The organism is Mycobacterium sp. E2327, assembly GCF_001672675.1.
Taxonomy (GTDB): Bacteria; Actinomycetota; Actinomycetes; order Mycobacteriales; family Mycobacteriaceae; genus Mycobacterium.
Genome location: NZ_LZKE01000251.1, coordinates 20,563 through 32,683, shown reverse-complemented (window position 1 = coordinate 32,683; position 12,121 = coordinate 20,563). Strand labels below are relative to the sequence as shown.

Sequence of the window (12,121 nt, the reverse complement as noted above, 5' to 3'; positions counted from 1 at the left end):
TCGGTCATGGTAGCGGTCAGCCGCTGAAGTTGCGGATGCCGTCCCAATCCTCGAGCGTCCAGCCGGTCGCCGGGTTGCCGCTGATCACCACGCGGCCGGTGTTGGGCAACGGGTGGCTGGTGCGCAGGCTGTCCTTGGCGTTCTTCACGTTCATCAGCACCCAGTACTCGATGGAGTAGAGGTGCGCGAACACCACCGGCTTGCTGTGACCGCTGTCGTAGATCTTCTGCACCGCACCGGTGAACCGGTCGTTGAACTCCTTGCCGGAGATGGAGCCCGGGATGCTGTTCTGGGTGTCGCCCGCCAGCCAGTCCGCCGGGGCCAGCAGGTACGTCGTCGGGTCCATCGAGATCGGCTTGCCCTCGAACCAGCCGGCGTTGATCTCCTGGATGCCCTGCAGCACCTCCACCTGCTTGCCGAGTTCGGCGGCCAACGGCGCGGCGGTCTGCTGGGCCCTCGTCATGGTGGAGGCGTAGACGGCGTCGTAGTGCTCGCGGCCGAGCTGATGCGCGACCTGCTCGGCCTGGGATTTGCCCTCCGGGCTCAGGCCGGGACCCGGCACGCTGGTGTCGATGATCCCGCCGGCGTTGGCCTCCGACTGCGCATGCCGGATGAACGTGATCGTGATGCTGCGCACCTGCGGTGACCCGCCGCAGGCGCCGACGATCATCACCGCGGCGAGCGCGGCCACGAATTTCCAGGACATGCTCCCCTTGCGCATGTCGATAGCCTGCCCTGCCGACGGTGCCGGGGGGAAGGGTTTGCGATGGTTAGGTGCAGAAAATCCTCGAAAGGAGCCCCCTATGGCGATTGACCCGAGTGCGGTCGGCGCGATGAGCGACCCCATGCTGTTCGAATGGACGGACCGGGAGACGCTGCTTTACGCGCTCGGCGTCGGTTGCGGCACCGACGACCTGTCGTTCACCACCGAGAACAGCCATGACATCACCCAGCAGGTGCTGCCCACCTACGCGGTGATCTGCTGCCCGGCCTTCGGGGCGGCGGGCAGGATCGGAACGTTCAACTGGGCCATGCTCTTACACGGATCGCAGGGCGTCCGGTTGCACGCGCCGCTGCCGCCCGCGGGGAAGCTGTCGGTGGTCTCCGAGGTCACCGACATTCAGGACAAGGGCGAGGGCAAGAACGCGGTCGTGATGTTGCGCGCCCGCGGCACCGACCCGGACTCGGGGACGCTGATCGCCGAAACGACGACGACCTTCGTCGTGCGCGGCGCGGGCGGTTTCGGGGGAGTGCCCGGCCAGCGGCCGGTCGCGCCGGAGATCCCCGACCGCGAGCCCGACGCGCGCCTCCCGCTGCCCACCCGCGAGGATCAGGCGCTGATCTACCGGCTCTCCGGTGACCGCAACCCGCTGCACAGCGACCCGTGGTTCGCCCGCGAGCTGGCCGGGTTCCCCAAGCCGATCCTGCACGGGCTGTGCAGTTACGGGGTGGCGGGCCGCGCGCTGGTCGCCGAGCTGGGCAAGGGGGTGGCCGCCAACGTCACCTCGATCGACGCCCGGTTCAGCTCGCCGGTGTTTCCCGGCGAGACGCTGACCACGCTGATCTGGCGGACGGAGCCCGGCAAGGCCGTGTTCCGCACCGAGGCGTCCGGCGCCGAAGGCAGCCCCGCGCGCGTGGTGCTCGACGACGGCGCCGTGGAGTACGCGGGCTAGGTCCCGTTGCTGCCGGCGGTGCCGAACAGCGAGCCGCGCTTGCCGCCCGCGCCGCCGGTTCCGGGGGTTCCGGAAGCCGTGGGGCCGGTGCCGGCGGCCCCGCCGTTGCCGCCGGCACCGCCGTTGCCGACGGTCTGGGCGCCCCCGCCGGCTCCGCCGGCGCCGCCGTTGCCGCCGTCGCGTGTCGCGCCGGTGGCGGTGCCGGTGTTGTTCCCGCCGGACCCGCCGATCCCGCCGGCCCCGCCGTTGCCGTAGAGGGCGCCGGCGGTGCCGCCGTTCCCGCCGCCGCCGCCGTCACCGCCGTTGGTGCCGTTCGTGCCGTTGGCCGGGCCGTTGGTGTTTCCGCCGTTCCCGCCGGCGCCGCCGTTCCCGCCGGCGCCGAAGAGCCCGGCGTTGCCGCCGTTCCCGCCGTTCCCGCCGAAGTAGCCGCTGCCGACACTGTGGGCGGTTTGGCTGCCGCCCAGCCCGCCGGAACCGCCGTCGCCGCCATTGCCGGACAGCAACCCGCCGGTTCCGCCGCCACCGCCGTTGCCGCCCAAGCCTCCCCTGCCGTTGCCGCCGGCTTCGTTCCCGGCGGCCCCGCCCTGGCCGCCGTGACCGCCGGCGCCGATCAGTCCGGCGTTGCCGCCGGCGCCACCAAGGCCGCCGTCGCCGCCGGCCCCGTTGTCCACGTTGTCGCCCCCGGCGCCCCCGGCGCCGCCCGTTCCGCCGTTGCCGGAGAGGTACCCGCCCCGGCCGCCGTTGCCGCCGGCGCCGCCCGTGCCGGCCGGCGAGCCGGCATTGGAACCGTTGACCCCGCCGGCCCCGCCGTGCCCGCCGGCGCCGCCGTCGCCGACCAGCAAGCCGGCGGCTCCGCCGGCCCCGCCGCGGCCCCCATCGCCGGGGGCGCCGGTCAGAATGCTGTTCGGCGGGCCGTCGCCGCCGGTGCCGCCGGCGCCGCCGTTGCCCCACAGCCCGGCCGCACCCCCGGCCCCGCCGCCGCCGCCGTTGCCGCCGGTGCCCTGCTGGACGTTGACGTTGCCGCCGTTGCCGCCGCCGCCGCCGTTGCCGTAGAGCCACCCGCCGCGGCCGCCGTTGCCGCCGGCCCCGCCGCCGCCGTTGTCGGCGGGCTGTCCGCCGTTTCCGCCCGCGGCGCCGTTGCCGAACAACCCCGCGTTGCCGCCGCCACCGCCGTTGCCCGCGGCGCCGGCGCCGCCCGGGGTGCCGCCGTTGCCGCGGAGACTCCCGGCGACCCCGCCGTCGCCGCCGGCGCCGCCGGCGCCGGCGTTGCCCCAGAGCAGTCCGGCGCTTTGGCCGGCCCCGCCGGCGCCGCCGGCGCCGCCGTTACCGGCGCTCTGTGGGCCGGGGCTGAAGCCGCCCCAGGCGGTCCCGCCGGTACCGCCGGCGCCGCCGTGGCCGCCGGCGCCGCCGCTGCCTCCGAACAGCCCGGCGGTCCCGCCGGCCCCGCCGGCTCCGCCACTGCCCGCGCTGCCGCTCACCGCATTGGGGGCGGGCGTGGCGCTCGTCCCGGCTTGCCCGCCGTTGCCGCCGACCCCGCCGCTCCCGCCGGTCCCGCCGTCGCCCCACACCAGCCCGGCGCGGCCGCCCGTCCCGCCGCTGCCGGGGCTGCCGCCCTGGCCACCCGTGGCACCGGATCCGGTTGCCGCACCGCCGGTTCCGCCGTCGGCGCCGGATCCGCCGGCGCCCCCGTTGCCCCCGAACAGCCCGGCCGCACCGCCCGCTCCGCCGCTGCCGCCGTTGCCGCCCGCGCCGCCGAGCACACCGCCGGAGGTGCCGGTCGCGCCGGCCGCGCCGTTGCCGCCGGCGCCGCCGCTGCCGAGCAGCCAGCCGCCGCGACCGCCGGCCCCGCCGTTGCCGCCTGCCATCCCGGCGGTGGTGCCGCTGCCGCCGTTGCCGCCGAGACCGCCGTTGCCGATCAGCCCGGCGGCCCCGCCGTTGCCGCCGCTCAGGCCGGACCCGGCGGATTGCGTGTAGCCGTTGCCGCCGTTGCCATACAGGAACCCACCCGGCTGGCCGTTCGGGCTCGCCGCCGTCCCGTCGGCGCCGTTGCCGATCAGCGGGCGTCCCAGCAGCGTCTGGGTGGGCGCGTTGATGGCGCCGAGCACGTCCTGTTCGAGGGTCTGCAGGGGCGAGGCGTTGGCGGCCTCGGCGGCGGCGTAGGACAGGCCGGCGCCATTCAACAGCTGCACGAATTGGTCGTGGAACGCGGTCGCCCGCGCGCTGAACGCCTGATATGCCTGGCCGTATTCGCCGAACAGCGCGGAGATGGCCGTAGACACCTCGTCGGCGGCCGCGGCCCGCACCTGCGCTATCGGCGCGGCGGCGGCGGCGTTGGCCGAACCGATCGCCGACCTGATTCCCGCCAAGTCCGTTGCGGCCGACGCCACCACGTCCGGGCTCGCGGATACAAACGACATAGCTGACCTCCCGAGTCGGCGGGAAGCCTAGCGGGTTTGCGTACCCCGCGCTCGGAGATACGCCGACGCCCAGACCATTCGCAGGAATGACCGTGGTCAGCAGACCGAAGGTGATCGGTTACGTGCGGGTGCTTTTTAACCGCTCCGCCAGCCGGTCGGTGAACTCGGCGGCCTGCGCGGGAGTGTCCAGCGCGTAGAGCGCGGCGGTGGCGCGGTCACCGTCCTCGTTGTGCCGCACCAGGATCGGGACACCGTCCGCGCGGACGGCGTCGAACGCGTCCTCGTCGGTGATGTCGTCGCCGAGATACATCGGCACCAGGGGGCCGTCCTCGCTCAGGTGCTCGAGCACCCAGCGGAGGGTCTTTCCCTTGTCCCAGTCCATGTCCGGGCGCAGCTCGATGACCTCGCGGCCCGTGGTCACCCGAAGCGCGTCGCGCCGGCCCGCCGTCCGCACCGCCGCGGCGACCTCGGCGACGCGATCACGGGCGGCGTTGCGGTAGTGCACGGCGACGCCAAAACGCTTGTGCTCCACCACGACACCGGGAATGGACCCGAGCTTGTCGCGCAGCTCGGCGGCCGCCTGTTCGAGCACCGGCACGGCCGCCGCCGCGTCCTCGTTCTGGTGGTGTGTCCCGTCGGGGGCGGTCAGTTCGAAGCCGTGGCTGCCGGCATACCAGATGCCGGGCACGCCCAGGCGCTGCGTCACGTCGGCGAGGTCGCGTCCGGACAGCACCGCCACCGGGCACTGCGCGGCCAGCTTCCCCAGCGCCTCGACGGCGCCGGCGACCGGCCTCGCGGCGTCCGGGTCGTTGACGATCTCGGACAGCGTGCCGTCGAAGTCGTAGAACACGGCCGGCCCGCGGGCGGCCAGGGCGTCGAGCGCCTCCAGCGCGTCCGGCAGCTCCGACATCCGGCGGTCCCCGGTGCGCACAGCGATCTGGTCGAGGTCGTCGACGACCGCGTCGGCGTCAACCGCCGGGCGGACACCGATGACCAACGCGAACCCGTGCTCGCGCGCCGCCCGGACGACGGCCGCGTCGCCCGCGATGACGACGCTCCGGCCCGGCCGCACGCCCGCACGCCCGAGCTCGTCGCTCGACGAAAAGCCGCCGGTATCGACGCCCACGTCGTGCAGCCGACCCACCAGTACGTCGGTCGACCCCAACGCGGCGTCGAACAGCACCGCGTCGTGACGGCGAGGGTCGATGGTGACCGGCTCCAAGGTGGGCACCGATCCACCCTCTCACGGTGACCACGGCCACCGGGTCCGGGTCAGCGCAGCGACGACGGGTGCGCCCGCAGCGACCGGTTCGGAAACGCGCGGGCCTTGCTCCTGCGCCGGCGGTCCTTGCTGAACAGCAACACCGAGTCCTGGCTCAGCGCGACCAGCCGCGCCACACCCAGTTCGATGCCGGCGGCCAGCCGCTTGACGTCGGCCGCGGCGTCGTATTCGCCGGTGATGCCGAACACCACCTCGTCGCCGTAGCTGAGCACGCCCACCCCGGTGCTCAGCCGCACGGCGGTCGGGGGAATCGGCAGGAAGCGCTCCAACGTCCGGCCCATCAGCCGCAGCTGGTGGCGGGGACCCGGCGCGTTGGTCGCCAGCGTCACGGTCGCGCGTTGCGGCAGCCGCGCCAGCAGTTGTATCACGTTGCTGCGCAACATCGTCGGCAACATGTTGAGCGCCGACTCGACGAGGCCGGGCTCGTCGGTGTGCTCGGCCTTCTGGGCTTTCCAAAGGTCGTGCACCGCCCGCAACAGCTGCACGGGGTCCTCGTGCTCGACGGGCAGATACGGCAGCATGGCCGATCGCATCGGCATCGGCACCAGCGTGCGCAGCGAATCGGCCCGCGGTTGTTCGCCGCGGCCCAGCAGCATCGTGCGGAAGCCCTCAGTGATGGCCGCGAGGGCAACGTCGTTGACGGTCACCCCGAATTTGCGGCACACGCGGTCGACGTCGGCGCGCGGCACCCGCACGGTGCCGTACTTACGCATGGTGGTGACCGCGCCGACCGCGGGCCGCGCCGCCGGCCATATCGCCCCGACGAGGGAGTCCGCCAGCCCCGCAGCCCGCCCGAGCGCGTCGACCCAGCCGCGCTTGTCGTCCTGCGTCGGCGAAATCCCCTTCGGGCCCGCGTGATTGGCGAACGTGTCGCGCTCGGCGTCGTCGCAAAGCCGGGTGAGCAGGTGGGCGGCGGAGTGGCCGTCGGCCAGCCAGTGATGGACCTTCATCAGGATCGCCCACCGGTTGCCGCGCAGCCCCTCGATGACCCAGCACTCCCACAGCGGACGGTCCAGGTCGAGGGGGCGCTCCAGGGCATGGGCGATGGCCCGCGACAATTCGGCGTCATCGCCCGGTCGCCGAACCGCCACCCGGCGCACGTGATGGGCGAAATCGAGCCCCGGGCAGTCCATCCACTCGAAGTCCTGGGTTCGCAGCACCTGCGTGCACCGCGGAATCGACGGAAGTCGTTGCGCCAGCAGATCTTTCAGTAGTTCGTCATCGGGGGCCGGACCGTCCACGATGGCGACCGCCCCGATCGCCAGGCTGGCATGCTGATCGGGGAACGCCGTGTCCAGTGTCTTCACCTGCGCCATGCTCAGTCCCCGCCGTCGAATTTTGATCTTGTACCAGTATCTGCGCGGCAGGTTATGCCCGGTAGGCCCCGCAGCGTTAAGACCTTGTTTAGGAGTTGAAGATCCGTTTAACAACTGTTGTCACGAGCCAGGGTTAAATCGAACATACATTCGAGTAGACTCGGCGACGTGGGTTGGTTTAACGGGCCGCTGAGCTGGTCGGAAATGGAGCGGGTGCTCGACGGCAAGCCGCGCCACGCCGGCGCGCCGGCGGATCCTCCCGAGGACGCCCCGTTGTCGCGCAGGCGCGGGACGTATCAGCCGCCCGACGACACCCGGCCGGCCCGCTCCTCCGTCCCGTATGCCGAGCTGCACGCGCACTCGGCGTTCAGCTTCCTCGACGGCGCCAGCACCCCCGAGGAGATGGTGGAGGAGGCCGCCCGGCTGGGCCTGCGCGCCCTGGCGCTGACCGACCACGACGGGCTGTACGGGGCGGTGCGGTTCGCCGAGGCGGCCGCCGAACTCGAGCTGCCCACCGTCTTCGGCGCCGAACTCTCGCTGGGGCCGGGCGCCCGCACCGAGCAGCCCGACCCGCCCGGCCCCCACCTGCTGGTGTTGGCCCGCGGCCCGGAGGGGTACCGACGGCTGTCGCGGCAACTGGCCGCGGCGCACCTGGCCGGCGGGGAGAAGGGCAAGCCGCGCTACGACATCGACGCGCTGACCGAGGCCGCCGGCGGGCACTGGCACATCCTCACCGGCTGCCGCAAAGGCCATGTGCGCCAGGCGCTTTACCAGGGCGGGCCGGACGCGGCGGAGCGGGCGCTGGCCGACCTGGTGGACCGGTTCGGCGCGCACCGGGTCAGCGTCGAGCTGACCCGGCACGGTCACCCGCTCGACGACGAACGCAACGCCGCGCTGGCCGGGATCGCGCCGCGCTTCGGCGTCGGCGTCGTCGCCACCACCGCAGCGCATTTCGCGGATCCGTCGCGCGGGCGGCTGGCCATGGCGATGGGCGCCATCCGGGCCCGGGAGTCCCTGGATTCGGCCGCCGGGTGGCTCGCCCCGCTGGGCGGTTCACACCTGCGCTCCGGCGACGAGATGGCCCGCTTGTTCGCCTGGCGCCCCGATGCGGTGACGGCCGCCGCCGAGCTCGGCGAGCAGTGCGCGTTCGGGCTGGCGCTCATCGCGCCGCAGCTGCCGCCGTTCGACGTGCCCGCCGGGCACACCGAGGACAGCTGGCTGCGGCAGCTGACCATGGCGGGCGCGCGCGAGCGTTACGGGCTCCCGGAATCGGCGCCGCGCGCGTACGCTCAGATCGAGCACGAGCTGAAAGTCATTGCGCACCTGACGTTTCCGGGTTACTTCCTGGTGGTGCACGACATCGCCCGGTTCTGCCGCCAGAACAACATCCTGTGCCAGGGCAGGGGATCGGCGGCCAATTCCGCGGTCTGTTACGCCCTCGGGGTCACCGCGGTGGACCCGGTGGCCAACGAGCTGCTGTTCGAGCGCTTCCTGTCGCCGGCCCGCGACGGGCCGCCCGACATCGACATGGACATCGAATCGGACCAGCGCGAGAAGGTCATCCAGTACGTCTACGACAAGTACGGCCGGGACTACGCCGCTCAGGTCGCCAACGTCATCACCTACCGGGGCCGGATCGCGGTGCGCGACATGGCCCGCGCCCTGGGCTTTTCGCAGGGGCAGCAGGACGCGTGGAGCAAGCAGATCAGCCACTGGAACGGGCTCGGCCCCAATTCAAATGACCCAGCGCCGGACATCGAGGACATCCCGGAGCAGGTGATCGACCTGGCCAACCAGATCCGGAACCTGCCGCGGCACCTGGGCATCCATTCCGGCGGCATGGTGATCTGCGACCGCCCCATCGCCGACGTGTGCCCGGTGGAGTGGGCGCGCATGGAGAACCGCAGCGTCCTGCAATGGGACAAGGACGACTGCGCGGCAATCGGTCTGGTGAAGTTCGACCTGCTCGGGCTGGGCATGCTCTCGGCGCTGCACTACGCCATCGACCTGGTGGCCGAACACAAGGGGATCGAGGTGGACCTGGCCCGCCTCGACCTCTCCGAGCCGGCGGTATACGAGATGCTGTGCCGCGCCGATTCCGTCGGCGTGTTCCAGGTGGAGTCGCGGGCCCAGATGGCCACCCTGCCCAGGCTCAGGCCGCGGGTGTTCTACGACCTGGTGGTGGAGGTCGCGCTGATCCGACCCGGACCCATCCAGGGCGGGTCGGTGCACCCCTACATCCGCCGGCGCAACGGCATCGACCCGGTCGTCTACGACCACCCGTCCATGGAATCCGCGCTGCGAAAGACGCTGGGCGTGCCGCTTTTTCAGGAACAACTCATGCAGCTCGCCGTCGACTGCGCCGGGTTTTCCGCCGCGGAGGCCGACCAGCTGCGCCGCGCCATGGGCTCCAAGCGCTCGACCGAGCGGATGCGACGGCTGCGCGGCCGGTTCTACGACGGCATGCGCGAACTGCACGGCGCCCCCGACGACGTGATCGACCGGACCTACGAAAAGCTGGAAGCCTTCGCCAATTTCGGGTTCCCCGAGAGCCACGCGCTGTCCTTCGCGTCGCTGGTGTTCTACTCGTCGTGGTTCAAGCTGCACCACCCGGCGGCGTTCTGCGCGGCGCTGCTGCGCGCGCAGCCGATGGGCTTCTACTCGCCGCAGTCGCTGGTGGCCGACGCGCGCCGACACGGCGTGACGGTGCATGGCCCGGACGTCAACGCCAGCCTGGCGCACGCCACGCTGGAGAACGAAGGGACGGAGGTCCGGCTCGGCCTGGGTGCCGTCCGCCACATCGGCGACGACCTCGCCGAGCGGCTGGTCGACGAGCGAAAAGCCAATGGCCCCTTCGCCTCCCTGCTGGACCTGACCACCCGGCTGCAGCTATCCGTGCCGCAGACCGAGGCGCTGGCCACGGCCGGGGCGCTGGGCTGCTTTTCCATGTCCCGGCGCGAGGGGCTGTGGGCGGCCGGGGCCGCCGCCACCCAACGCCCGGACCGGTTACCCGGCGTGGGCTCGTCGTCGCACATCCCGGCGCTGCCGGGGATGAGCGAGCTGGAGCTGGCCGCCGCCGACGTGTGGGCCACCGGCATCTCCCCGGACAGCTACCCGACGCAATTCCTGCGGGCGGACCTGGACGCGATGGGCGTGGTGCCCGCCGACGCGCTGGGCTCCGTGCCCGACGGCGACCGCGTGCTGATCGCCGGTGCGGTGACGCATCGGCAGCGGCCCGGGACGGCCCAGGGAGTGACGTTTATCAACCTCGAGGACGAGACCGGGATGGTCAACGTGCTCTGCACGCCGGGGGTGTGGGCGCGCCACCGCAAGCTGGCCAACACCGCGCCCGCGCTGCTGATCCGCGGGCAGGTGCAAAACGCCAGCGGCGCCGTCACCGTCGTGGCCGAGCGGCTGGGCCGCATCACCCTGGCGGTCGGCTCGAAGTCGCGCGACTTCCGCTGAGCCGAGCCACCCGCGTCGAACGTGCACTGGCGGCGCGGTTTTGGCGGTCGCCGTGCCTCTTGCACGGAAAGGCGCACAGCAAATCCGCCGCGTCGTAAGCTATTCGAAAGGTAGCTTGGAATCGGCTGTATTGATTCAAGGGAGTCGAAATGAAATTCAGGCTCGCTCGCCGCGGCACCGCGATATTGGGTTGTGCTGCGGCGCTTGTTCTTTCCCCCGCGGTGGCCAGCGCCGATCCGCCCGACCCGCACCAGCCGGACATGACGAAGGGCTTCTGCCCCGGGGGTCGATGGGGTTACGGCAATTTGGCCGTGTGCGACGGCGAGAAGTACCCGGACGGGTCGTTTTGGCACCAATGGATGAAAACCTGGATAGTCGGCCCGCAATTTTATTACGACTGCGTCGGCGGGGACGAACCCCTTCCGGGGCCGCCGCCGCCCGGCGGCTGCGGCGGGGCGATTCCGCCCGGGGGGCCGCCCCCGCCCTGATCTCGGGGGTCAGCCGGGTGGTGGCGAGATCTCCACCGTGGCTGCACGTTCGGCGAAGCCAAATCGGCTCAGCCCGTCGGCGTCGTCCACACCTTCGTCGGCGTGATCTTCAATCGGGTGCTGTAGGTGGCCATCGCGTCGGTCAGGCCGAATCTCGTCGCCGCGTCGCGGTACTTGGCCCAGTACGGCTCGTCGTCGCGGCAGTCCACATCGGTGGCGTCCACCGTGGCGATGCCGCCGATGACGATGATGCCGCCGCCGTTGCCGTCGGAGTCGAGGTTCAGGCTCACCTGCGGGTGCGCCTTGATGTGGGCGACCTTGGCCGCCTGCGGCGTGGAATAGACCGTCAGGTCTGCGCCATCAAAGTAGAACCAGATCAGCCGCGGGACCGGTTGCCCGGACTTCGCGACCGTCGTCAGCCAGCCGTAGTGATCCGACGTCAGCCTGTCGGAAACCTCTTGTGTCAGTTCGACGCTCATGGACCCGAATGTAGTCTCCACACATGACCCTCAACCTGTCCGTCGATGAAGTCCTCACCACCACCCGCTCGGTGCGCAAGCGCCTCGACTTCGACAAGCCGGTCGGCCGCGAGGTGCTGATGGAATGCCTGGACCTGGCGCTGCAGGCGCCCACCGGCTCCAACTCGCAGGGCTGGCAGTGGGTGTTCGTCGAGGACGCCGAGAAGAAGAAGGCGATAGGCGACATCTACCTGGCCAACGCCCGCGGCTACCTCGCCGCGCCGGGAGCCCAGTACGCCGAAGGCGACACCCGCGGCGAGCGGATGGGCAAGGTCCGCGATTCGGCGACATATCTCGCCGAGCGCATGGGCGAGGCGCCGGTCCTGATGATCCCGTGCATCGAGGGCCGCGAGGACAAGTCGCCGCTGGGCGGCGTGTCGTTCTGGGCGTCGCTGTTTCCCGCGGTGTGGAGCTTCTGCCTGGCGCTGCGCTCGCGGGGCCTGGGCTCCTGCTGGACGACGCTGCACCTGCTGCGCGACGGCGAAAAGCAGGCCGCCGAGGTGCTCGGCATCCCGTACGACCAGTACAGCCAGGGCGGGCTGTTCCCGATCGCCTACACCAAGGGCACCGACTTCCGGCCGGCCAAGCGCCTGCCCGCCGAGCAGCTCACGCACTGGAACAGCTGGTAAGTCAGCTCGACAGCGGCCACACCTCGACGACGCCGTGCGCGACGGCACACGGCGTCTGGCTCACCCGCTCGATCGCCGCGTCGAGGCTCTCGGCCTCCAGCACCATGAACCCGGCGATCGGCAGCGTCGATTGCAGGTAGGGCCCCGGCTCCGTCCGCACGCCGGAGCCCCCCGGGTTGCGCACCCGCACGGGAGGTCCGGCGATTCCGATGAGCGCTCCCGCCGCGCGCAGGGCGTCGTCGCGCGCGTGCGCGGTCGCCTTGCATTCGTCGCTGACGCGGTCGTATCCCGCCTTGTCCCCGTAACCGATCGTGATGAAGGTAGCCATATCGA

General features: G+C 72.0%; 10 protein-coding genes. 4 read left to right on the top strand and 6 right to left on the bottom strand.

What is annotated here, in order from left to right:
- Nucleotides 1-16: 16 nt before the first annotated feature.
- Nucleotides 17-721 carry a histidine phosphatase family protein gene (locus A5712_RS28755; RefSeq protein WP_068113602.1) on the bottom strand — a complete coding sequence of 235 codons (705 nt, stop codon included), beginning with the start codon at nucleotides 719-721 and terminating at the stop codon, nucleotides 17-19.
- Between the two features lie 82 nt (nucleotides 722-803).
- Between A5712_RS28755 and A5712_RS28750 the strand changes: the two genes are divergently transcribed.
- Complete coding sequence (locus A5712_RS28750; RefSeq protein ID WP_068113599.1) at nucleotides 804-1,673, top strand: MaoC family dehydratase; 870 nt, start codon at nucleotides 804-806, stop codon at nucleotides 1,671-1,673.
- On the opposite strand, the gene A5712_RS28745 is transcribed toward A5712_RS28750, so the two are convergent.
- From A5712_RS28745 to A5712_RS28735, 3 genes are all read right to left on the bottom strand, one after another.
- Nucleotides 1,670-4,090 carry a PE family protein gene (locus A5712_RS28745; RefSeq protein WP_068113597.1) on the bottom strand — a complete coding sequence of 807 codons (2,421 nt, stop codon included), beginning with the start codon at nucleotides 4,088-4,090 and terminating at the stop codon, nucleotides 1,670-1,672. The genes A5712_RS28750 and A5712_RS28745 overlap by 4 nt on opposite strands.
- 118 nt (nucleotides 4,091-4,208) lie before the next feature.
- Nucleotides 4,209-5,321, bottom strand: coding sequence for a trehalose-phosphatase (gene otsB, locus A5712_RS28740; RefSeq protein ID WP_082973708.1), 1,113 nt, complete (start codon nucleotides 5,319-5,321; stop codon nucleotides 4,209-4,211).
- Between the two features lie 41 nt (nucleotides 5,322-5,362).
- Nucleotides 5,363-6,688, bottom strand: coding sequence for a wax ester/triacylglycerol synthase domain-containing protein (locus A5712_RS28735; protein WP_068113590.1), 1,326 nt, complete (start codon nucleotides 6,686-6,688; stop codon nucleotides 5,363-5,365).
- Nucleotides 6,689-6,856: 168 nt separating this feature from the next.
- On the opposite strand from A5712_RS28735, the gene A5712_RS28730 reads away from it, so the two are divergent.
- A complete protein-coding gene (locus A5712_RS28730) occupies nucleotides 6,857-10,153 on the top strand; it encodes an error-prone DNA polymerase (RefSeq protein WP_068113587.1) in 3,297 nt (1,098 codons plus the stop codon).
- A 149-nt stretch (nucleotides 10,154-10,302) separates the two neighbouring features.
- Nucleotides 10,303-10,641, top strand: a complete 339-nt coding sequence (locus A5712_RS28725; RefSeq protein WP_068113584.1) for a hypothetical protein — start codon at nucleotides 10,303-10,305, stop codon at nucleotides 10,639-10,641.
- A gap of 68 nt (nucleotides 10,642-10,709) precedes the next feature.
- Here A5712_RS28725 and A5712_RS28720 read toward each other — a convergent pair whose 3' ends face one another.
- A complete protein-coding gene (locus A5712_RS28720) occupies nucleotides 10,710-11,120 on the bottom strand; it encodes a TIGR03667 family PPOX class F420-dependent oxidoreductase (RefSeq protein ID WP_068113678.1) in 411 nt (136 codons plus the stop codon).
- 23 nt (nucleotides 11,121-11,143) lie between these two features.
- On the opposite strand from A5712_RS28720, the gene A5712_RS28715 reads away from it, so the two are divergent.
- Nucleotides 11,144-11,788, top strand: coding sequence for a nitroreductase family protein (locus A5712_RS28715; RefSeq protein ID WP_068113581.1), 645 nt, complete (start codon nucleotides 11,144-11,146; stop codon nucleotides 11,786-11,788).
- A 1-nt stretch (nucleotide 11,789) separates the two neighbouring features.
- On the opposite strand, the gene A5712_RS28710 is transcribed toward A5712_RS28715, so the two are convergent.
- Nucleotides 11,790-12,116 carry a YciI family protein gene (locus A5712_RS28710; protein WP_068113578.1) on the bottom strand — a complete coding sequence of 109 codons (327 nt, stop codon included), beginning with the start codon at nucleotides 12,114-12,116 and terminating at the stop codon, nucleotides 11,790-11,792.
- Nucleotides 12,117-12,121 lie beyond the last annotated feature (5 nt).